General features: G+C 59.8%; 22 protein-coding genes. 2 read left to right on the top strand and 20 right to left on the bottom strand.

The window, feature by feature from the left end; all coding sequences use genetic code 11:
* The first annotated feature begins 24 nt into the window (after window positions 1–24).
* Both AC1Q6P_RS03115 and AC1Q6P_RS03110 read left to right on the top strand, forming a co-directional pair.
* On the top strand, window positions 25–618 hold the full coding sequence (locus AC1Q6P_RS03115; protein ID WP_492662996.1) for a sugar transferase: 594 nt from the start codon (window positions 25–27) through the stop codon (window positions 616–618).
* Window positions 619–683: 65 nt separating this feature from the next.
* Window positions 684–2,567, top strand: coding sequence for a polysaccharide biosynthesis protein (locus tag AC1Q6P_RS03110; RefSeq protein WP_492662995.1), 1,884 nt, complete (start codon window positions 684–686; stop codon window positions 2,565–2,567).
* 85 nt (window positions 2,568–2,652) lie between these two features.
* Here AC1Q6P_RS03110 and wecB read toward each other — a convergent pair whose 3' ends face one another.
* From wecB to neuB, 20 genes are all read right to left on the bottom strand, one after another.
* Entirely contained in the window at window positions 2,653–3,777 is a 1,125-nt protein-coding gene (wecB, locus tag AC1Q6P_RS03105) for a non-hydrolyzing UDP-N-acetylglucosamine 2-epimerase (RefSeq protein ID WP_492662994.1), read from the bottom strand.
* 4 nt (window positions 3,778–3,781) lie between these two features.
* Window positions 3,782–4,792 (bottom strand): polysaccharide biosynthesis protein, encoded by a 1,011-nt coding sequence (locus AC1Q6P_RS03100; protein ID WP_492662993.1) that lies wholly within the window; start codon window positions 4,790–4,792, stop codon window positions 3,782–3,784.
* A gap of 29 nt (window positions 4,793–4,821) precedes the next feature.
* Window positions 4,822–5,688: a dTDP-4-dehydrorhamnose reductase family protein gene (locus tag AC1Q6P_RS03095; RefSeq protein ID WP_492662992.1), complete on the bottom strand. Its 867-nt coding sequence runs from the start codon at window positions 5,686–5,688 to the stop codon at window positions 4,822–4,824.
* Window positions 5,685–6,950, bottom strand: coding sequence for a glycosyltransferase family 4 protein (locus AC1Q6P_RS03090; protein WP_492662991.1), 1,266 nt, complete (start codon window positions 6,948–6,950; stop codon window positions 5,685–5,687). Before AC1Q6P_RS03090 ends, AC1Q6P_RS03095 begins: the two co-directional genes overlap by 4 nt.
* Window positions 6,947–7,735 (bottom strand): AglZ/HisF2 family acetamidino modification protein, encoded by a 789-nt coding sequence (locus AC1Q6P_RS03085; RefSeq protein WP_492662990.1) that lies wholly within the window; start codon window positions 7,733–7,735, stop codon window positions 6,947–6,949. The genes AC1Q6P_RS03090 and AC1Q6P_RS03085 overlap by 4 nt, the downstream gene beginning before the upstream one ends.
* Window position 7,736: 1 nt before the next feature.
* Window positions 7,737–8,348, bottom strand: coding sequence for an imidazole glycerol phosphate synthase subunit HisH (hisH, locus tag AC1Q6P_RS03080; RefSeq protein ID WP_492662989.1), 612 nt, complete (start codon window positions 8,346–8,348; stop codon window positions 7,737–7,739).
* Window positions 8,345–9,499 (bottom strand): N-acetyl sugar amidotransferase, encoded by a 1,155-nt coding sequence (locus AC1Q6P_RS03075; RefSeq protein WP_492662988.1) that lies wholly within the window; start codon window positions 9,497–9,499, stop codon window positions 8,345–8,347. Before AC1Q6P_RS03075 ends, hisH (AC1Q6P_RS03080) begins: the two co-directional genes overlap by 4 nt.
* Before the next feature lie 62 nt (window positions 9,500–9,561).
* Entirely contained in the window at window positions 9,562–10,773 is a 1,212-nt protein-coding gene (locus AC1Q6P_RS03070; RefSeq protein ID WP_492662987.1) for a glycosyltransferase family 4 protein, read from the bottom strand.
* A 7-nt stretch (window positions 10,774–10,780) separates the two neighbouring features.
* Window positions 10,781–11,473 (bottom strand): acyltransferase, encoded by a 693-nt coding sequence (locus AC1Q6P_RS03065; protein WP_492662986.1) that lies wholly within the window; start codon window positions 11,471–11,473, stop codon window positions 10,781–10,783.
* A gap of 31 nt (window positions 11,474–11,504) precedes the next feature.
* Window positions 11,505–12,572 (bottom strand): hypothetical protein, encoded by a 1,068-nt coding sequence (locus AC1Q6P_RS03060; RefSeq protein WP_492662985.1) that lies wholly within the window; start codon window positions 12,570–12,572, stop codon window positions 11,505–11,507.
* 44 nt (window positions 12,573–12,616) lie between these two features.
* Window positions 12,617–14,068 carry a hypothetical protein gene (locus tag AC1Q6P_RS03055; RefSeq protein WP_492662984.1) on the bottom strand — a complete coding sequence of 484 codons (1,452 nt, stop codon included), beginning with the start codon at window positions 14,066–14,068 and terminating at the stop codon, window positions 12,617–12,619.
* Entirely contained in the window at window positions 14,065–14,565 is a 501-nt protein-coding gene (locus tag AC1Q6P_RS03050) for an acyltransferase (protein ID WP_492703048.1), read from the bottom strand. Before AC1Q6P_RS03050 ends, AC1Q6P_RS03055 begins: the two co-directional genes overlap by 4 nt.
* Window positions 14,562–15,842 (bottom strand): lipopolysaccharide biosynthesis protein, encoded by a 1,281-nt coding sequence (locus tag AC1Q6P_RS03045; protein WP_492662982.1) that lies wholly within the window; start codon window positions 15,840–15,842, stop codon window positions 14,562–14,564. Before AC1Q6P_RS03045 ends, AC1Q6P_RS03050 begins: the two co-directional genes overlap by 4 nt.
* Window positions 15,843–15,856: 14 nt before the next feature.
* The gene (gene hisH / locus AC1Q6P_RS03040) at window positions 15,857–16,501 is read right to left on the bottom strand and encodes an imidazole glycerol phosphate synthase subunit HisH (RefSeq protein ID WP_492662981.1); all 645 of its coding nucleotides are present in this window, start codon (window positions 16,499–16,501) and stop codon (window positions 15,857–15,859) included.
* A complete protein-coding gene (gene hisF / locus AC1Q6P_RS03035; RefSeq protein ID WP_492662980.1) occupies window positions 16,498–17,259 on the bottom strand; it encodes an imidazole glycerol phosphate synthase subunit HisF in 762 nt (253 codons plus the stop codon). The genes hisH (AC1Q6P_RS03040) and hisF overlap by 4 nt, the downstream gene beginning before the upstream one ends.
* Window positions 17,256–18,569, bottom strand: a complete 1,314-nt coding sequence (locus tag AC1Q6P_RS03030) for an N-acetyl sugar amidotransferase (protein WP_492662979.1) — start codon at window positions 18,567–18,569, stop codon at window positions 17,256–17,258. Before AC1Q6P_RS03030 ends, hisF begins: the two co-directional genes overlap by 4 nt.
* Window positions 18,570–18,579: 10 nt before the next feature.
* A complete protein-coding gene (locus AC1Q6P_RS03025; RefSeq protein ID WP_492662978.1) occupies window positions 18,580–19,275 on the bottom strand; it encodes an acylneuraminate cytidylyltransferase family protein in 696 nt (231 codons plus the stop codon).
* Window positions 19,272–20,321 (bottom strand): nucleotidyltransferase family protein, encoded by a 1,050-nt coding sequence (locus tag AC1Q6P_RS03020; RefSeq protein WP_492662977.1) that lies wholly within the window; start codon window positions 20,319–20,321, stop codon window positions 19,272–19,274. Before AC1Q6P_RS03020 ends, AC1Q6P_RS03025 begins: the two co-directional genes overlap by 4 nt.
* Window positions 20,318–20,974, bottom strand: coding sequence for an acetyltransferase (locus AC1Q6P_RS03015; RefSeq protein WP_492662976.1), 657 nt, complete (start codon window positions 20,972–20,974; stop codon window positions 20,318–20,320). The genes AC1Q6P_RS03020 and AC1Q6P_RS03015 overlap by 4 nt, the downstream gene beginning before the upstream one ends.
* Window positions 20,971–22,044 carry an N-acetylneuraminate synthase gene (gene neuB, locus AC1Q6P_RS03010; protein WP_492662975.1) on the bottom strand — a complete coding sequence of 358 codons (1,074 nt, stop codon included), beginning with the start codon at window positions 22,042–22,044 and terminating at the stop codon, window positions 20,971–20,973. Before neuB ends, AC1Q6P_RS03015 begins: the two co-directional genes overlap by 4 nt.
* Window positions 22,045–22,061 lie beyond the last annotated feature (17 nt).

Raw genomic sequence — 22,061 nt, 5'->3', positions numbered from 1 at the left:
TGCCGGACCGGATGCTTCACCACCATGGCCAAGCGCTTGTTTGATGTGTTCTGCGCAGGCCTGGGGCTGCTGCTCCTGTCGCCGCTGTGGATCCTGGTGGCGATCTGGATCAAGCTCGATTCGCCCGGCCCGGTCCTGTTTAGGCAGGAGCGGGTGGGGCGCTTTGGCCAGCCTTTTTTCATTCACAAGTTCCGCAGCATGCGGGTGGATGCGCCGGCCAGGGGCCCGCAGATCACGGTGGGGGATGACCCGCGCATCACCCGCAGCGGCCGCTTTCTGCGCGCCAGCAAGATCGACGAGTTGCCGCAACTCTGGGATGTGTTGCGCGGCGCCATGAGCCTGGTCGGGCCCCGGCCCGAGGTGCCACGCTATGTGGCGCTGTACACACCGGAGCAGCGCGAGCTGGTGCTGTCGGTGCGGCCGGGCATCACCGACCCAGCGTCATTGCAGTTCCGCCATGAGAGCGAGATCCTGGCCCGCGCGGCCGACCCGGAGCGCGAGTATGTCGAGGTCATCCTGCCCGCCAAGCTGCGGATCGCGGGCGACTATGTGCGCGACGCCAGCGTCTGGGGTGATCTGCGCCTGATCCTGGCCACGCTCGGCGCTCTGCGCCACTAAAGCCGATGTTCGGCCTCTGCTGAATTGCCCTGCCCACCACAACAAAAAGAAACAGAATCGCTGCCATGAATTGGTTGTCTCTTGATGCCTTCCTGACCCGCATCCGGCCACAGCGTGAGGCCTTGGCCTTGCTGCTGGACCTGGCCGTGGTTGCTCTGGCCTGGCAGGCCACTTATCTGTTTCGACTGGGGTTTGAGCGCTGGTTCAGTGCGCGCCCGGGCTATGACCACTGGGTCCTGCTGGGGTTTGTGTTGTTGTATGCCCTGGTGCTCAAGGGCCTCAAGGTGCCCAAGGGCATGTGGCGTTTTTCGGGCTTTGGTGAGGTTCAGCGCCTGGCCCTGGCCTGCCTGATCGCCGGCCTGATCGGTGCCACCCTGGTCTTGATGGCCCAGCTCAGCAAGGTGCCGCGCGCCGTGCTGGCTTTGCATCCACTCTTTACCCTGATGGGCCTGGCCATGCTGCGCATGGGCTATCGCATGCTCTACGAGCACATGCGCAGCCGCATCAGCGGCAGCGCTCAGGAACAGCGTCGCGCCCTGGTGATGGGCGCGGGCGATGCCGGGCGCCTGCTGGTGGCCGGCATCCAGCACAGCCAGGGTTGGGTGGTGGTGGGCTATCTGGACGATGCGCCCGAGAAACGGGGCGCGCGCGTCGGCGGCGTCCCGGTGCTGGGCGGTCTTGAACAGGTCAAGCAATTCTCCGAACTGCACGGCATCACCCATGTGATTGTGGCCATGCCCGCAGCGAGCGCGGCCCAGCGCCGCCGCGCCCTGGATATGGCCGCCCAGGCCGGCCTGCCGGTGCTGACCGTGCCCAGCAGCCAGGAACTGCTGGCCGGTCGCAACGTCGATCAGGTGCGCGACATCGAGCCCGAGGATCTGCTGGGGCGAGAGCCCGTGGAATTGGACGAAGGCGGCATCAGCGAATGCCTGAATGGCAAGGTGGTCCTGATCACCGGCGCGGGCGGCTCCATCGGCTCTGAGTTGTGCCGGCAAGTGGCCCGTTATGGCCCCTCGAGGATCGTCCTGTACGAACTCTCAGAGTTCGCGCTCTACACCATCGAACAGGAACTGGGCGAGAAGTTCCCTCACATCCCCTTGGTTCGCCTGGTTGGCGATGTGAAGGATCTTGAGCATCTGCGTTACGTCTTCGGCAAGTACAAGCCCCAGATCGTGTTCCATGCTGCGGCTTACAAGCATGTGCCGCTGATGGAAGAAGAGAACGCCTGGGCATGCCTGCGCAACAACACCCTCGGTACCTACAACGCCTGCCAGGCAGCAGCCGAACACGGCGTCGAGCGCTTCGTTCTCATCAGCACCGACAAGGCCGTCAACCCGACCAATGTGATGGGCGCCACCAAGCGCGCCGCAGAGCTGGTCATCAGCCATATGGCTGGCGAATGCGAAAAGAAGGGCCAGCCCACCAAGTTCATGGCCGTGCGTTTCGGCAATGTCCTGGGCTCAAGCGGCAGCGTGATCCCCAAGTTCAAGGAACAAATCGCCAAGGGCGGGCCGGTCACGGTGACGCATCCGGACATCACGCGCTACTTCATGACGATTCCGGAGGCGGCGAGGTTGGTGGTGCAGGCGGGGGCGATTGGGGAGTCGGGGCAGGTGTTTGTGCTGGATATGGGAGAGCCAGTGAAGATTGTCGACCTAGCCAAGACCATGATTCGGATGAGTGGGAAGGATCTCAGGGAGATCCGGATCGAGTTCTCGGGTTTGAGGCCGGGGGAGAAGCTTTACGAGGAGCTTCTGGGTGACGAGGATACGACTCTGGCTACGCGGATACTCGGGCTGCGAGTCGCTAGGCTCGGCGACCGTGTCGCGGACGACGCTGCGGTCAGGATGCTGCTGGCGGCCCTTGAATCGGGCGAGTTGGCCGGCGAAGGGCCGGCCGTCCGCGAACTGTTAGGAAACTTGCCGCTGTGCTACAGCGGGCGAGCCTGACTTGCCGATGTAGCCATTGCACTCACGCGTAGAGCGCCATCAGAACTGGCTGTTCGTCACATGTCGCACGCTGTAGGGCGCAAGCTCACGCAGGTGACTTCTTCCAAACCTTTCGGTTCACGAAGTCGGTGTAGCTGATGATGATTCGCAGCACCTTGTCCGAAACATTGGCCGGCGCGTAGTCGTTGACCAAGCGCAGCAGGCGTTCATTGCCGCGAGGCTGAGCTTCCAGTACGCGTAGGCCGTCCAGCACGCGCTCTACGTCCAGCCCAACCATCATGACAGCGGCCTCTTCGACGCCCTCGGGGCGCTCGTGCACCTCGCGGAGGTTCAGTGCTGGGAAGTTGAGGATCGATGACTCCTCGGTGATGGTGCCGCTGTCCGACAGTACCGCCCGAGCGCGGGTCTGCAGGTGAATATAGTCCAGGAAGCCGAAAGGCTTCATGAACTGCACTTGCGGTTGCACCTTCACGGCGTCGCCCAACTGTTCCAGTCGCTTGCGCGTGCGCGGATGAGTGGAGACGATGACCGGCTCGTCATAGCGCTCGGCCAGTGTGTTCAGCACCGCCAACAGGCGCTGCAGGTTCTCGGCCGAGTCGACGTTCTCCTCGCGATGCGAGCTCACGACGAAATAGCGTCCGGCGGTCAGACCCTGGCGGGTCAGGATGTCGGAAGCCTCGATGCGGTCGCGGTAATGCTCGATCACCTCACGCATCGGACTGCCGGTGCAGATCACTTGATCAGGTGGCAGGTTCTCGCGCAGCAGGTAGTCGCGGGCGATCTGGCTGTAGGTGAGGTTGATGTCGGAGGTGTGGTCGACGATGCGCCGGTTGATTTCCTCGGGTACGCGAAAGTCGAAGCAGCGGTTGCCGGCCTCCATGTGGAAGATCGGCACCTTGCGGCGCTTCGCCGCGATCGCAGCCAGGCAGCTATTCGTGTCGCCCAGGATCAGCAGTGCGTCGGGCCCCGTCTGTTCGATCACCTTGTCCACATTCATGATGACCTGCGCGATGGTCTCCGCGGCCGTGCCGCCGGCCGCTTCCAAGAAGTGGTCCGGCTTGCGGATACCCAGATCGCTGAAGAAGACTTCGTTGAGCTCGTAATCGTAGTTCTGGCCCGTATGGACCAGTACGTGCTCGCAGAAGCGGTCCAACTTGTCGATCGTACGCGACAGCCGGATGATTTCCGGCCGCGTGCCGACGACCGTCATCACCTTAAGCACGGACGGCCTCCCGCACGATGTCCAGCTTCATCAGCACTTCCTTGACGCCCTCGACGTCTAGGCGATGCGTGTTGTGGGACGTGTAATCCTCGATGCGCGAGATCTCGGTCTCCCCCTGCACGAAGTACTTGTCGTAGTTCAGATCGCGGGAGTCGGCCGGGATGCGGTAGTAGCCGCCCAGGTCCTCGGCGCGGGCCATCTCCTCGCGGGACACCAGCGACTCGTACAGCTTTTCGCCGTGACGCGTGCCGATGACCTTGACCTCGGTCTGGGCCTTGAGCAGCTCGCGCAGCGCCTGCGCCAGGTCGCCGACTGTGGATGCGGGGGCCTTCTGCACGAAGATGTCTCCTGGGCGCGCATGCTCGAAGGCGTACAGCACCAGGTCCACCGACTCCTCCAGTGACATCAGGAAACGGGTCATCGCCGGGTCCGTCACCGTCAGCGACTTGCCCGCGCGCAACTGGTCCAGGAACAGCGGGATCACCGAGCCGCGGGAGGCCATCACGTTGCCGTAGCGCGTGGCGCTCAGCACCGTCTTGCCCGGGTCGCACAGACGCGACTTGGCGATCATGACCTTCTCCATCATCGCCTTGGACATGCCCATGGCGTTGATCGGATATACGGCCTTGTCGGTGCTCAACACGACGCAGCGGCTGACCTCGTTGGCGATGGCCGCGCGGATGACGTTCTCGGCGCCGACGATGTTGGTGCGCACCGCCTCCATCGGATAGAACTCGCAGGACGGGACCTGCTTGAGCGCCGCGGCGTGGAACACGTAGTCAACCCCGCGCAGCGCATCATGCACCGCGTCGTAGTCGCGCACGTCGCCGATGTAGAACTTCACCTTGTCGTTGTTCAGCGCAATCCGCATGTCTTCCTGCTTCTTCTCGTCGCGGCTGAAGATGCGGATCTCGGCGAAGTCGGAATGCAGGAAGCGCTGCAGGACGGCGTTGCCGAAGCTGCCGGTGCCGCCGGTAATTAGGAGGGTCTTGTCTTTGAACATGATGGAAACCGTGTCTGTGGAGTCGAGTCTCAGCCGAACGCACGCATACGCTGCACGAGTTCGGGCCAGTCGGGCGGCTGGTAGCCGGTGGCCTCGCGGAAGCGGGAGGAGTCGAGCGAACGATCGATCACCAGGCGATCGTCCGGCGTGATGACGGTGTCGCGGCCATAGGCCTGCGCGACGAGCGTCAGCAACGCGTGCTTGTCGATGGGGGCGGCCGACACGTGGTACAGGCCACGCAGCTCGGGATGCGGCAGCACGTGATCGCGGATCACGCGGGCCAGTTCGATCGTGGGCAGCCCGGAGAAGATCGCGCGGGTGAAACCCTTGACGCCACCCGTCTGCGACAGGAACCAGCCCACCAGGCCGTGCGCGCTGTCGAGCTCGTGGCCGATGATCGACGTGCGCAACGTGACGGCGTGGGGGTAGTCCACCTCGCCCATGTGCTTGCTGCGCCCGTACAGGTCGGTGGCGTTAGGCGTGTCGCTCTCGCGGTAGTTGCCGGCGGTGCCTGAGAACACGCAGTCGGTGCTGATGTGGACCAGCCGGGCGCGGGCCACCTCGCACAGCCGCGCCAGACGGTGGGGCAGCAGCGCGTTGATCGGGATCGCGGCCAGCGGGTCGTCCGCCTCGGCCAGCTGCTTGATCAGGCCGACGCAGTTGATGACGACGTCAGGCCGGGTGACAGCGAACAGGCGCGCCAGGCTGTCGGCGTTGTCGACATCGACACCGGTGACGATGTGTGGGTGCAGCGCGGCGGGCAGCTTGCGCAGCAGCGCGGCGGAACGCGCCGAGCCGGACACGCGGTAGCCGTCGCTCTCGGCGAAAAGGCGCAGCACGGCGTTGCCGAGCATGCCGGAGGCACCGATCACCAGGATGTGGAGGGGAGAGGTCATGTTGATTGCTTGTCTTTGGCGTCCACCTGGGAACGTGTGTAGCGGACGCCGCCGGCCAGTTGCCGGAAGCGTGCGGTCAGCTTGGCCGCCAGCGCGTCGGGCGCGAAATGCTGCTCGTAGTAGCGGCGGCCGGATTCGCCCATTGCCTGGCGTGCCTCGGGCGTCATCGCGTGAAGGCGCAGTATGCCTTCGGTCAGCGCCGCGGCGTCCTCGGCGGGGGCAGCCAGACCGGCACCGGCCTCCTGCACCACCCGCGCGCCTTCACCATCCAGCGAGGCGAGGATGGGACGGCCCGCGGCCAGGTAGGCCTGCACCTTGCTCGGCACGGTCTGCGCGAGGATCTCGCCCTTGCTGAGACTTACCAGCAGCGCGTCCGCCTGCGCGAGCAGTCCTGGCATGGCCTGCGGCGGGAAGCGGCCGGCCAGCACAAGGTTGTCCAGCCCGCGGCGGGCGATCTCGCCCTCCAGCCATGCCAGGCGGCTGCCGCTGCCCATCATCACCAGGCGCAGGCCGGGCTGACGGCCGGCCAGCAGCGCGGCGGCCTCGACCACGGTCTCCAGCGCCTGCACGGTGCCGAAGTTGCCGGCGAACACGACGTTGAAGCCTGCGGGCAGCGTCAGAGCGGGCGCGCCTTGCGGGGGGGCGCTGAAGGCCAGCTCGCCGGGATTGGGGTGGTACTCCACCGGCGTGCGGCCGGCCATCGCGCGCACGGGCGCCTCGAAGGCGTGGGACTGCACGAGCAGCAGGTCGTTGCGGCGGTAGATCCAGCGCACGACGGTCGCAACCGCGGCCAGCAGCCGCGGATTGCGCACGAAGCCGGTGACCTGGAGGCTTTGCGGCCAGAGGTCCTGAACCCAGGTCACCAGCCGCGCGCCCTTGACGCGCTTGATCACGATGCCGGCGATGGCCTGCAGGATCGGCGAGGTGCCGTAGACGAAGACCACGTCGAAGCGTTGGCCGCGCAGGGACCAGGGCCCAAGCACGGACGCCGCCGCGAGGAAGGACAGGTAGTTGGCGACCAGGCGCTTGGCGCCGCCGCGTCCGCGCGGGCACAGCGGCACGCGATGGATGCGGTAGCCCGACGGGTGGGTCTGCACGCCCAGCCCAGTGGCCGTGTACCCGTCGAGGATGGTGCCCTCCGGATAGTTCGGCTGGCCGGTGAGCACCGTCACCTCGCAACCCGCCTGGATCAGCGATTCCGCGACCTCGTTGATGCGGAAGGTCTCAGGCCAGAAGTGCTGGCTGAGGATCAGGACCTTCATGCGTGCGAGGCGGCCGGCAGGGACGCGCGAACGATCTCGTCCTTCTGCTCGGCGGTCGGGTAGCTGATCAGCACGGCGCGGTACTGACCCTTGAAAACGAAGAAGCTGCCGGCGCACGCGCCGACCACGCCGCATTCCTTGATGAGCGCGCCGATGTCCTGCAACGAACCCGCGCCGCCCAGCACCGACATGGGCAGCCGGGTGGCCTCGCGGATCTTGCGTGCCAGCGCGAGGTCGTAGCCCTTCATCTGGCCGTCGCGGTCGATCGAGTTGATAACCACTTCGCCGGCGCCCAGGCGTTCGGCTTCCTTGGCCATCTCCAGCGCGGTCTTGCCGCTGTTTTTGCGCCCGTTGTGGGTCCAGACCTCCTGCTTGCCGAAGAGGCTGGTCTTGATGTCCAGCACCACGACGACGCTCTGGCTGCCGACTTCGGCGGCGATGCGCGAGATCAGGGTGGGATCCTCGATCGCGGCGGCGCTCAACGCCACCTTCTCGACGCCCAGTCCGATGATGCGCTTGGCCTGCTCGACGGTGCGCACGCCGCCGCCGTAGCACAGAGGCATGCGGCACTCGGCCGCGAACTGCGCGATCAGACGGAAGTTGGGCTCGCGGCCCTGCACGGTGGCGTCGATGTCCAGGACGATCAACTCGTCCGCTTCCTTCTCGTTGAAGATCTTGACCGCGTTGATGGGGTCGCCGACGTACTTGGGGTCCTTGAACTTGACCGTCTTGACCAGCCCGTCGTCGTGGACGAGCAGGCAGGGAATGATGCGGGGGCGCAGCATGTCAGAGCTCCGCGAAATTCTTCAGGAGCTGGGCACCGAAGTGGTGGCTCTTCTCCGGGTGGAACTGGACGCCGTGGACGTTGCCGGCGCTGACGGCGCAGCTGAACGTCTTGCCGTAACTCGACACTGCTGCCGCGTGCGCCGGATCCCTGCACTCGAAGTAGAACGAGTGCAGGAAGTAGAAGCGCGCGTCGGTGGTCAGGTCCTTGAACAAGCCATGGCCGGGCGCGGGCTGGACATCGTTCCAACCCATGTGCGGCAGCAGCAGGTCCGGCTGGTTGAGTGCCTTGAAGCCCTTGACCTCGCCGGGGATCCAGCCCAGGCCGGCCAGACGGCCCTCGTCGCTGCGTTCGGCCAGTATCTGCATGCCGACGCAGATGCCCAGCACGGGCACCTTGTCGCCCAGCACCAGTTCATCCAGGCGGGCGCGCATGCCGGAGCGATCCAGCTCCTCCATCGCGTGATCGAAGGCGCCGACGCCGGGCAGGATCAGGCGGGTGGCGTCCGCGAGGTCGTCCACGTTCTTCGCGAGCCCCACCGGAACGTTGAGCCGCTTGTACATGTTCTGGAAGGCCAGGATGTTTCCCAGCCCGTAGTCGATGATCCTGATCATCGGATGATGGCCCGCTGGACGCCAACAGCTCGCATGACTTTTGTACCCAACTCAATCAGCCCTTGCCGGGACTTGTAGTCACGCCAGGTTTTGTTGGGACCATCGTGTAAAGCACGCAATTCATCAACCGAAATGTCGAGTTTGGTCGCAATGTACTCAAAGTCCTGAGCAATCGTGGCCTCGTCGTAAGCGGGTTTGGCAATCTTTTCCAGAGCCTCGTCGCGACTCATCTGATTCGTCAAGATCAAGCTGGAAAAGTGTGCGCGGCGCTTGTCATAGCCAAACTTGGTTGGCTGCCAGTAGCCTTCATAGAAGCGGGTGAAGCGCGACTCATAGTGCTTGTGTGCGTACTTTTGCCAGCCGAACTTATCGATCAGCAATTGCATGGCTTCATCTTTGATGTACGGAACACAATTTAGCGGGCGCCAGACCTGTACACCCTTGATATAGCGGAAATACAGCTTGTAAGTGAAAATGTCTGAAAGAGGGAAGGTTTTCAGGGGGCGGGTTCCAAACTGGCTGTGGATGTCTCGCAACTGAACCAAATCCGAGGCGTGGTAAGCCCATTCCAATGGTTCGCGCACGCACTCGGTCGAATAGTTCCCTCCGTTGAGGATGTACTTGATTTTGTGCTTGGCTGCAAAATTATAGAGAGTCGCAAAGAACGCATGGTCCTGTGGCGTGTCGAGGTGGGGAACTTGGGCCTTGAAATAGGCCAGTTGCAGGTCCTTCATTTCCTGCCAGTTGATCACCTCAGTGTGCAATTGCAAGCCCAGGCCGTCGACGATGCACTCAATGTTGTGCACTGCCTGCTGTGAATTCCAGCCGGCATCGACGTGGAAGATCAGCGGCCGAAGACCGAACTTTTCCTTCGCGAGATAGGCTAAATACGAACTGTCAACTCCGCCACTGATGCCGAGCAGACAGTCATATTCACGGCCCTCACCATCCTTGCGGATTCTCGCCACCATGGTGTCAATTTCGGCCTGGCCACGCTCGTCCGTGTGCCAGTTCGGCAGTATGTTGGTGAAGTAGTTGCTGCAATAGTCACAACGACCATTTGAATCGAACGAAATGTGCGAGTCGCTCGTATCCATGATGCAATTGCTACAGATTGCATAAGGTCTTTTTTTGCTGGCGTTATTCGTCATGATTTGCAAGCGGGTGACGCAATTGGGTGATTTGACTTAAAGCTGGTGCTAGGTCTAGGCGATTAAGCAGGGTTGACTACTTTGCTGTAGACCTTAAACAGCTTGCGTGCATTAGTGGCGGGATCAAAATTGTTGTGCGCCAATCGCTGAGCATTCTCGCCCATGCGGCGCACTTCGTCTCGATTTTGCGCAAAATGCAAGATTGCTGTAGTCAGCGCTGGCACATCACGGGCAGGAATGGCCAAGCCCGTTTCACCATGAACTAATGTGTCTGCGCGGGGATTGTCGACGCAGACGATGGACGGCACCCCTGAAAATGCTGCCTCAAAGACCGGGCGTCCAGGTGCGTCGTAGTACGAAGGGAAGCATAGGACGTCCAACCGATCATAGACGCACTTAATATCAAATGTAGGGCCTATGAGATGAAAGGTATCACCAAGCTGCTCTTGTTCGACCCGTTCAGCCAGCATGCTTTGGACATTCTGGGCCAGACCGGCTTTGGCGAGTAACCAAGCCTTTAGTCCCTTGTCTTCCATGGTCACGCCGCCGACGATCAAAAATTCGACATCATGTCCGGCCTTACGCAAAGCGATGGCCGAATCAAGTAACTCAAACAGCCCTTTTGAATGGTGCAGGTTGCCAATAAACCCTACCTTTAACGAACTCGGGCGCAGGCGATCCAGTTTTGCGATGATCGCCATATCTGGTTGCCCGGCTCGTTTGGCTGTAAACGAGTTCTGGATGACCTCTACCTGTAGGTCAGCAGGTAGCGTCGCTCGCGTGTTTTCGTTGATTGCCACGATAGCATCTGCGTCCTTTTTGAGTCTCGCATTGAGCCAGCGGCAGCGCCATGAGCTTTCACTCACCCGTTCAAGAGAGCGAACATGGACGACCAGCGGCGCACCAAAAATCCACTTTGCCAATATAGCGGGAATAATATAGACGGCCTCGTTGACGTGAATTAGGTCAACTTTCCCCCAGCGGCGTTTCGCCTTCATCAAGGCTGCAATCGTGAAGGGAAAGTGGAATAACTCGCGCAGCAGCACCAGCCATCGAATGCCTCGATAGTAGCTATAACGGGTATTGTCGAACTTGGTCAGTCCGCGCGTGACGACCACATCTGCGGCGACCTGTCTGTACACATCAAGCGCAGTTCCTTCGGCCGCCAGAAATAATGGTTTCACAGCACCCGCTGGCAATGCGCGAACCGCCTCGAACAAGCTGCGGGAAGCGCCGCCGAACGGACCGTCGCCGTCAATGTATAGAACGTTCATCGACATATTATTCCGACGTACGAGTCAGGTCATGCCCAGTTACTGTGTGGGTGACGTCAGCATTGTATTGAATGCGCTCAAGTTTCTTGCCCGGAACGTATTTAAGGATGTCATGGTTGCCTGGAATGCGCTCCATGTTAGTTCCATCGAGTCTGTATAAGTCACCTGTTTGTGTGCAGCGCCATTCGCCGCTGCCTTCGAGAGGTAGCGGGATCTTCCCACCGTAGGCGCTAACCCAGCCTACTCGACGCGCTGGAGAGCCAATCATTAATGACCACGGAAGCGAGTCGTGCGTGAGGGTGCTGCCGGCCGCCAAGAACGTGCCTTCCCCGATGGTAATGCCCGGCACTACAGTAGCGTTGGCGCCGAGAGTAGCTCCGGTTTTGACGATGGTCTTGTCAAATGTTGCTCGGCGGTTAACCGCAGCACGTGGGAACGAAATATGAGTGAACACCATAAACGGTGCACAAAAAACAAAATCATGCAATTCGACGTGGGAAAAGATCGACACGGAGTTCCCGAGTCGACAACCATTACCCACCACGGCATTGTTACCAACGTAGACGTTTTGGCCGAGGTTGCAATTCTCTCCAATTATCGCTTGCTTTTCAACGTGGCAAAAGTGCCAAATGGAACTAAAGTTTCCAATCTGAGCACCTGGATCTACGATAGCTGAGGAATGTATGTAAATTTCTGACATGGTTCAAGGCGGATCAATAGAGGTTGAATTTTTAAATGGAGAGTTTCGTGTTAACTGGTGAAATTCTTTTGCGTTGTACTTTCAATGCCCGGAGATCCAGGGGGGCTCCAGCTAGCGCGAGTGCGGCTAATATGTAGGTAAAATATAAATATCTTGGGGCAAAAATTGGTGTTATGCAAAAGAATACTAAAAATATAACCGCTAAAAATAAGAAATCTGAACTTAGTTTTAGCTTCTTCTGGAGTGCTAGCGTGGTAAACATAGCAAATGCGATTGCGCAATGGCCCGCAATGAAGAAGTCGTTGTAAAGTTCGACTGGATTTAGTATTTTGTCTATTTTAAAGCCCATGCCGAATAGCAGGTGGAAGGCTTTGAGTGGAAACACTATAAAGTACAGTCCGCTATTCTGCGCTTGTAGCAGGCGTTCGAAAATCCCGCTCCCGCCGTCCTCGTAGTTCTCAATGGAGAGTTGAACATACAAAAGTATGGGTTCTATAAGAGGAAGGATGGCTTGATAAGCTATCGATATGGTAATTAGCATCAAGAATAGAAGTTTTATTCTGCTAGATAGTAGATTTCTATACTTGCTAATAAGCACCACTGCAATGTAGAAAATGGCCAGTTGCCAGCGAACAAAAGTTGAAAGTATAAAGGCTAAAATAAGTGAATGAATGGATCGGCTTGAGAAGGCGTTCAAGGCAAACGCTAGAAATGGAAATAGAAAAATTTCCTTGTTTACGGAAAGAAGGCTTGATAGGGTGATAGGGCTAATTAGTAGCAGCCCCGCAAACAGAAGGGTGCTGATTTTTAGTGTTCTGGCGATTTTAATAATTGAACACGTAAAGATGCAAACATTAAAAAGCAATATTAAGTAGTTATTGCCTTGGAATATATTGAGGATCATCATCGGCCCCAAATAATTTGCGTCGATTTTTATGTAGGATCCTTCGAAATTTTCGGCATCACCTTGGTAAGTCTTTATATAAGTGTTGGAGTCGGCAAAAAATTGTAAGGAGGGCAGCGTTTCCTGAAGTTGGTCGTTTCCAATCAGGAACAAAAATCCCATACCAAACAAACTCAGTGTCAACATCAAGATCACTAAGGAGACCTCCTGTGTTGTTCTTGAGATTGCTATTTTTCTCATCAATTAAGGCCTTGGTCGGCAAGGAATCTCTGGAAGTTGGATTTCCAGTTTTTTCGCCATATACGCTCAGATTCGATCGGATTTTTATGCGTAGTGCAATCGGCTTGCCCCAATATATCGATCAGTGAATCAGCGGATTGAAATGTTTTGAAAGGGTGATTTGGATATCCGAAACGAGATTTCGGGGTGTCCCAAATAAGTATATTCTTTGCGATTCCAACGGCTTCAAATAGTCCGGTTGAAACTTCGCTTACTACCGTATGGGCTGTTTTGAATGACTGATATATGTCGGCGTTCGTGTCTATTTGAATTCCGTCGAGATCAGTCATTTGCATCGCCCGAGTTCTTTCTAAGGGGTGTGGGCGCAGAACAATTCTTAGACCCAAGGATTTGGCTCGTTTGCCAAGGTTTCGAGCTAAATTGAGGTATAGATTGAACTCAATTCCATCGCTCAGTATTAAGATGTTTTTCTGGTCTAAGGCTTGGGCGTTAAGTTTCCCAAGCCTTTCTTCGCGGTGTGGATTTCCAATTGCCCATTTTTTGATTGGGGAGTTGATTTGTTCGATCCACCATTCACCGTAACCTAAGAAATGGTCGGGTAGTGTTCGCTGATAGACAGTGCTCTCGCGAATTGAAGGTGCGAAATTGTAGGCGTCGTGCCCCGCCGATATCGCGCCGTGCTGGTATTCAGCGGTGTGAATGCCGAGGGATTTTGCTGCCGCAATTAGGCACGCCGACGGTCCGTAACAACCGGCTCCTACCATTAAGAGTTTTGGTCGGATACGGCTCAATAGTTTGGTGTAAGCACCGTACTGCCAAGGCATGGAGGCTGCCTTGCGCGCTAGCATATGTGCTAAAGCATTGAAGCGCTGGGCATCCAGTATCCAACCTAAATGTTGCAGTGCGCGATCCGTCACCAGTTTGATTAGTTCGCTTGCTTGGCGTTCATGGACGGAGCTAACACGAATTCGTCCCAGGACTGCATTCGTGGCCTGCCAAGGGGCATGTAGCATTAGGCGATCATGGCGGCGCGGGAAAGGCCAACGCCACTCGAAGTGATCAGCCAGCACAAGACTATCTTCGGGATTGAGGGACACGAAATGGTCGCTCAGACGGTTGAACCATTGCCCTTCGATCCACTGGTCCGCAACACCTTCGGCGGTGATGCACAGAGTTGCGCGTACGCCATGGATGCGTTGTTGTTGCATGTTGTGGGCGACTGATCGCACCATTGTCGTGGCCGCTTTTGTCCACGATTTGGCTGCATTGGAGGCCCCAGTTAGGCGCACACCGTAGAGCAGGTCTGACATCATCATCCGGAAAAGGGCCACTCGTACCTGCGGCCACAGCGGCAGTTCCGTGGCATGACAGCGGAAATCCACCAACGCCGGATCATCTTCGACTATCAGGAGATCGCGCAGCGTGAGTTCGGAGCTCGAGTGCTGACTCATTCGCTCCCCCGCTTGACACGGATGCGTCGCGCCGGCACCCCACCCCAGATTTCCGAAGGGGGCACCGAACGGGTGACCACCGAGTTAGCGCCCACCACTGCGTTGTCGCCGATCGTGACGCCAGGGCCGATGTAGGTATTGGCGCCTATCCATGCGCCGTTCCCGATGCGCACCGAACCCGATAACGTCGGAGGAGAGCCGAGCCTGAAGTCGGCATCTGGCTGCGCGGATGACGTGTAGATCCGAACGTTGTGGGAGATGCTGCAGAGGTTCCCGACGCTCACGCCTTCCCCTGACGCAGCTTGCAGGCTGCAAAGCTCCCCTACATAGCTGTGCTCACCCAGCGTAATGCGCCCCTTGCCGTAGAGCTGAATGCCAGCGCCGTTGAAGCGAAAACTCGGCGCGATATCGTATCGCTGCCGGTATCCGCGATACACAAGGTTCCAGCCGGCCATGCGCAAGCGCAGGAGCAGATCAGATAACAGCCTCCACATCATCGAGACCTCCAACTGCGTGTCAGGACCCGAAAGGCGAGGCCAGGGTGCTGCCATGGCATGGGTCTTACACGCATGGACAAGATCCATGCGGCCAGCAACAGCGCAGCCTGCCCGGCACAGTAGGTCAGTGCCGCCCCTTCAACGCCATAACGGGTGACCATCATCGGTGCCAGCATCGCAGTGACGGCGCACGCCAGCAGCGTTGCCGCGCTTATCCATTCTGTTTTGCCGGTGAAGAAGAAGAGGCCGGCAACGCTCAGGTAGGCGCCTGTCAGTGCACCACCTAGAAGGAACCAGACTGTGAGGTCGATGGCTGCCAGGTACTTCACTCCAAGCAATATCTTGCCGGCCAGCAGCAATGCGCACCACAAACCCACTGCCATCAACAACCAGGCCGGAACACTGAGGTAGCTCAGGGCTACAACGCGTAAGCGGTCTCTGGCTGTATTGCGCGCCAGCATGCCGTACATCTGTGGGGTGAAGGCCTTCGTGGCTGCGTCAGCAAGCACGTTGATGATCAGGCCAAGTTGCGAGGCAACTCCATAAACGCCGAGCGCGCCCACGCCAAGTTGTGTTGACACCGCAAATCGATCAAGACTACCCAGGAGTGCGCCGGCCATTGCATGCGGTATCAGTGGCAGGCCGAACCGCAGCAGTGCGGTCGCATCCTCAACGCGCGGCCTGCTACCGGCCACCATACGGGACAGTGACAGGACGCTGAAGCCACCAATGATCAGACTTGCGAGCACGGCGCCACCAATCCGGCCGGCGCTTCCCAAGGAGAACAGCAGCACCGCTGCCAGCGACAAACCCAAGCCGAGGACGGCCGAAAGCACTTGTAGCGCAGCAGCGGGCAGTGCCTGGTGGAGGCTCTGCCAGACCGCGAAGCGCATGCCCTGGAGCGCCGTGCAGCCAGCCACAAGGGCGGCCATCGCGCACCAGGCAGGGCTCAGATCCAGACCGACAACCGGACCCAGCAGCGCCGCCAGGCAGGCGGCGAGCGTCGTGGAACCTGCCACCAGCAGCACAGCCGTCCGGGTATAGCTCTTCGGGTCGCCACGGCTTGCATCCAGCCACCGCACACCAACGGCACCATGAAGGCTTAGGCCCGCCAGCGCTGCGCTGACCGACACCAGCATAAAGAATGAAACCACCTCGCCGTACTCGGCCGGCGAAAGCGCGCGGGTGAGCACCGGCAGCAGCAGAAAAGGAACGCCGGCGGCCATCACATTGGCAAGACCGTATATCGCCCCGGATCGGAGCAGCTGTACAAGCATGGCGCCAGGTGCCTTCATTGACCGCGCATGAACGCTGCGAGCATGCGCAAGCCAGCAGGCCCACTCTTCTCAGGGTGGAACTGGCAGCCGACCACGTTACCGCTCCGGATCGTCGTCGCAATGCGATGCCCGCCATAGACGCAGTCCGACAATAGATGGCGCTGATCCGACGTTTCCACTGCATACGAGTGGACCAGGTAAACCGAAGTGCCTGGTGCGGTTTCGGCGAGCAGGGTGCCCTCCCAAGAGGCGTGGGAAGGGCAGTGCAGAGGGCTCCAGCCAATGTGCGGCGTCTTCAGCGGCGAGCCATCCGTGGCCACACGCGGAATTGCTCGCACATGGCCGGGGATCAGATCCAGGCCCTGGTGCTCTCCGAACTCCTCGCTTGTTGTGGTCAACATCTGCATGCCCAGACAGATACCGAGCAGGGGCCTGCCAGATCCGGCGTAGCGACGAATCGGGTCCACCAACTCGCGCTCTCGCAAACCTTGCATCCCGTCGGCAAATGCGCCCACGCCAGGCAGGACAAGGCGCTCGGCCCGCTCGATGTCGGTAGGGTCGTTCGTCAGGATGACATTGGCGCCGCAGTGCTCGAAGGCGCGCGCCACACTTAGAAGGTTTCCGACGCCATAGTCGATCAAGGTGACGGAATTGCTCATAGAGTTCTCACATCCAAATGGTGCGCACGCGCTGCCTCGCGGATGTCGGCCAGAGTCGCGCGGCCGTAGTGCAGTATGTCCGCCATGGCGACGGCATCGGCCCGCCCCTCGTGCACGGCGCGGCCGATATCACTCGGATCGCCCATGCCGCCGCTAGCGATGACAGGCACAGGCACGACCGACGACACAGCGGCGATGAGCGCTGTGTCAAATCCCTCGCGTGTCCCTTCACGGTCCACGGAGGTCAACAGGATCTCCCCAGCGCCGAGTTCAACACCGCGCTGGGCCCATTCGACGACGTCGAGCCCAGTGGGCTCCCGGCCATTGTCGGTATAGGCCTCCCATTTGCCGGAGGCCGTGCGTTTGGCCTCGATCGACAACACCATGCACTGCGAACCGAACTTCCTCGCCACCTCGGTGATTAGCTCAGGCCGCTTCGTAGCCGCCGTATTGATGCCGACTTTGTCAGCACCGGCACGCAACATCTCACGCACATCGTCCACTGTGCGCAGCCCCCCCGTGACCGTCAGCGGGACGAAGACATCCTGCACAGCCCGGCGCACGATGTCGTGAAGGCTGTTGCGGCCATACAGACTGGCAACAACGTCCACGTAGAGCAGTTCATCGGCACCGTCTTCGTAGTACTTGCGTGCGAAGGCCTGAGGATCGCCAATGACGCGGAGGCCCTCAAGGTGAATGCCCTTGATGAGGTTCTTACCCTTCACGTCCAGACGAGGGATCAACCGAGTCCCTGTCATGCAGACTTCTCCAGGTCATCCCATGGTGCGTGGCGCAGCTTCCATTCGCCGTCCACTACCTTCCACAGGTGAGGGGAGCGGAACCGGTCGCACAGCGCCAAAAACTCTTCGCGCGACATGCTGATGTACTCCAGGAATTCCTTCTCGTAGCGTGCCGGGTACTCGCCTTCGTAGCGGCGCATCAGCGCGATGGCCTCTTCCTTGGTGATGTGATGGTTGCGGATCTCCTGAGCGGAGTCCATCATCGCGCGGCCCACACCGAACTTGATCCAGCGCGTGAAGTAGAAGAAGCCGTCGACCTTGTCGTCCAGGCTGTTGTACTTGGAGTACGTGCCTTCGGTACGGAGTGGGTTGGCCTCAAAGCCGGTGTTTTCCACCGCGTAGTAGTAGGCTTCCTGTGGGACCCACTTCTTGTAGTAACCCAGGTACTTGAAGTCAATGCCCTTGCGACGCAGGACATCCGGGTCCATCGGCAGGTAGCTCTTCAGGTCTGCCATGGGCACGCCTTCATCAAGGTACTCACCGATCGATTTACCGCCCAGCAGCACGTCGCGCACGTCCTTGCCGCCGAGGTAGTCAAGCGAGAAGCCCTCGCTCTCGGCCTCGCCTTCGCCGCTGGCGTAGCCAGTCGTCTTGTGGGAGATCTTTTCACCGTATTCGCCCGGCATCTCTCCGTAGAAGATCAGAGGGATATTGAGCTGTGCCGCCATCTTCGCCACGAAGGTCTTCTGACCCAGGATGAACGGCTGGAACGGGTGCAGCAGATTGATCGTCGCGTTGCGAGTCAGAAGGCGATGGATTTTGCCGTTCGGCGTGTACAGGAAATTGTCGAATCCACCGACATGGACCCAGTTCTGAAAATTCTTCCAACCAATGTCGGTGTACAAATGCGGCGACCAGGTCACCGTCAGCGGATGCATGCCGTACTTGTACTTGAGCAGATGGGACTGCATCGCGCTGTCCTTGCCGCCACTCCCCCCAACGATGCAGTCGTAGCTGCCGTCGTCCTTGCGGAAGCGGTTGCACAGGTCGATGAGCTCGCGCTCGCGCTCCTCCCAGTCGATCTCGCCGTCTTCCTTGAGCTTGTTGAATCGGCAGGCGTGACAGACGCCTTCTTCGTCGAAGCTCAGGGTGGTTTTGGTCGAGTCTTTGCCGTGCGCATATTCGTTGCTGGACATCGGCTGCTGGTTGGACATGTTGCAAAGCTTGCAAAACGCCACATAGCGGGGCAGACCGTAATAGGCTTCGAGTTCCTCTTCCGGCTTGTCGAAACGGCTCAGGTCAGTACTTGGGTGCGGTCCAATTTTCATAGGTCTTCCTTTATTCCTTGCTCTGGCTGGGGTCCATCAGGGCCTCTGCCACGCGCAGGTCAGCTGGGGTGTCGATATCAATGGAACGGCCAGCCGGCATCCGGTAGGCCACGGTTTGGGCTGAAATGAAGCTTCGGTGTGTGCGCAGCCATGCAATCTCAGCGGCATAAACAGCGCCATTCAGGCACCACGCGTCAGGCAGGTCTTGCCGCCGAAGTGACTGGCCCTCGGCCGCCGCGGCGAAGGGCATCAACGCCTCGTGGTCGTCTATGCGGAACGTGAGATAGGGATGATCCAGCGCAGGTCGCAAGCTGACGCACGATGGCGCACTGCTCAGCATCGCGAGGGCAGCGTCGATGTCGGCGGTGGTGCGCATCGGAGAGGTCGGCTGGAGGACGACCACAATGTCGAAGGAGGGCAGGCGATCCAGGGCGTCGAAGACGACGTCCATGGTGGAAGCTTCGTCCGTGGCTAATGCCGCGGGGCGCATGAAGGGAACGGACGCGCCGAAACGCCTCCCCACCTGGGCAATCGCCTCGTCGTCGGTAGTCAGGACGACATCGTCGATATGACGGCTCGCCCGCGCGGCATCAATCGTCCAGGCAATCAGCGGCTTGCCGGCAAGCTCTACTATGTTTTTGCCTGGAATGCCCTTGGATCCTCCACGCGCCGGAATCAGGGCCAGCACTCGGCGTTCCCCGATCATTTGAAGACCTCGTAGAAGTCGTTATTGGCCCGCTCGAAGTCGGCTGGACGGCCAATGTCCAGCCAGTAACCATCCATCAGATGGCAGCGAGCCTGTAGCCCCTTCCCGATGGCTGCCTCGAAGAGGGCTGGCATGTCGAAGAAGGTATCGCGCGGCACCAGATCCAGCATCCGTGGCGAAAGCACATACATGCCCGCACTGACCACAAATCGGTGGATAGGCTTTTCATCGATGCCGGAGATCCATCCTGCATCTTCACGGACGACACCGAAAGGCACCTGCATTTCATACTTGCGCACGCCCATGGTGGCATCCGCTGCTTCCGCGATGTGGCGATCTACCATGGCGCAGTAATCCTCCTTCGTGAGGAGGTCTGCATTGGTCACGATGAACGGCCGATCCGGGATCGTCGGCAAAAGGCTGAGGGCGCCCGCAGTCCCAAGCCGCTGCTGTTCGCGCAGGTAGCGCACGTGAATCCCGAACTTGCTGCCGTCGCCGAAGTGCGCTTCGATCTGTTCGGCCTTGTAGTTCACCGCCAAGTAGAAATGCCGGAACCCCTGCTCGGCAAAGGAGCGGATGATCGTCTCCAAGATGGGCCGAGATCCGACGTTCAGCATGGGCTTGGGGGTCTCTTGCGTCAGCTCCTTGAGCCGCGAACCGAGGCCGCCAGCCATGATGACGACCCATTCCTCACGCATGGGCGCGTAAAGGAAGTCGTCCACAACTTCCAGCCCCAAAACTCGCCTGTCTGTATCAACGACGGGCAACTGGTGCAAGCCCAAACGTTTCATCACGCCCAAACGAGTCTCGCGATCATCGTCGACGTTCACGACTGTCGGGGTTTGGTGCATCGCCTCGGAGACCGCGTCGGTCAATGTGAGGCCTCGCAGTAAGGCGCGGCGCGCGTCGCCATCGCTGAGCGTGCCAAGCAGCCGTTGCTGGTCATCGACGACCAGCGCCATCTGGCACCCTACCTGGTTGATGGTTTCCAGCGCTCCGCGAAGCGTGGTGTCCGCTGTGATGAGCGTATCTTTCCAGTTTTTCATTGTTTCTGTTCGAAAGGTCTCGCCGGCACACCGGCAGCGACCGTCGAGGTCGGTAAATCGCAGACGACGGCCGCGCCCAGGCCCACGAGGCAACGATCGCTTATTCGTAAGCCCTGGCGCACAGTGGCGCCGGCGCCAACATGGGTATGCTCGCCGAGCTGCACATCGCCGCAGATCACCGCTCCCGGTGCTACATGCGACCAGGCGCCCACGAGGACGTCGTGTTCAACCACTGCCCGGGTGTTGATGATCGCGCCGGCTTCGATGGCTGCACCTGGTTGTATGGTTGCACCTGCCATGACTTGTGCATCGACCGCGAGTCGTGCTCGGGGAGAAATGGTGGCCGACGGGTGGCGAACAGAGATGAACGTCCAGCCGCGTGAGACTAGCTCCTCCTGCAGCTGGCGTCGCAGCATCGAGCCTCGCGCGTCGACCATGCCTATGCCATTTGCCAAACGAACGGCCGATGGATCATGGCTTGCAAGCACGTCGTCCCCACCGAGGACCGGCAGGCCGAAGTGCACTTGACCCCAATTGATGGGATCAATGTCAGTAAAACCTAATACGTTGGCGCCTGCGCAAAGCAGCGCATCGGCAACTACGCGAGCGTGTCCGCCGGCACCGATCACAATGACAGGTTGCGGACTCATCATGGGGTGATCAGCTCGTCCGCATCGTACGCGTGACGGGCAACTTGGTCACCAAGGAACCATATGTCCATCGGCGAAATGCCATCGCCGGGACGCTTGCTCGTCAGTTTGTCCAGCGTTAGCGGCTCGCCCGCGACGATGGGGCGGCTTGCTACGACGCTGCGCCGGGCGACGCGCCGGTTGCCAATCTCTTCCGGTGCGGGTGCCTTGATCGAGTTGCCGAGCGCTTGTTCCACAGCGCGAATGCAACGCACCAACTCCTTGAGCTCACCCGGCTCCAACGAGGCAGCATGATCGGGTCCGGGCATATTTCGGTCCAGCGTGAAGTGCTTTTCAATCACAGTGGCCCCACGTGCAACGGCAGCAATGGAGATTTCCAGACCCAGAGTGTGGTCTGAGTAGCCCACGGGCAGGCCAAAGGCATCTCGCATCGTGTCCATTGCGCGCAGATTGACCGCTCCGGGAGGTGCCGGGTATTGCGTGACGCAATGCAATAGCGTCACGTGTTCCACCAGGGCCTTTCTACCTTCGAGGCTGCTGTAGATGTCCTCCAGTTCGGCCCGGGACGACGGCGTGCCCTCGCGAGTCAGTCCGAAGGCAATGACAGCGAGCGCCTGCTCAATGTCGCCCAGAGTGGACATCCCAGTAGAAACGATGAGCTTCTGGCGCAGCCGCGCTGCCTGTAAGAGCAGCGGCCCGCATGTGATATCACCGGATGGGATCTTGACTGCGGGCATGTTCAGCGTGGCCAGCATCGCCAGGCTCTCAGAGTCGAACCCAGTGGACATGAACGCGATGCCGCGTTCACGACAGTGCGTTAGGAGTGCCTCATGGTCCTCGTGGGCCAACTCCAGGCGACGCAACATTGCCAGCTGCCCGCCGTCTTCCTGAGTGTTGTCGATCTGGTATTGCGCCTTGCGCGCCGATGCCGTCACCAAGCTGTCTGCCTTGAAAGTCTGGAACTTCACGGCGTCGGCGCCGGCCTCGGCAGCGCAATCGACCAGTCGACGGGCCAGTTCGAGGTCACCGTTATGATTCACTCCGGCTTCGGCAATCACGTAGACGTTTTGCATCGGGCTTCTTGTCGTTT

It is taken from the genome of Roseateles sp. GW835-FHT13E02 (assembly GCF_058794035.1).
The sequence above is the reverse complement of the archived record's forward strand: the minus strand, read 5'-3'. Positions and strand labels throughout refer to the sequence as shown.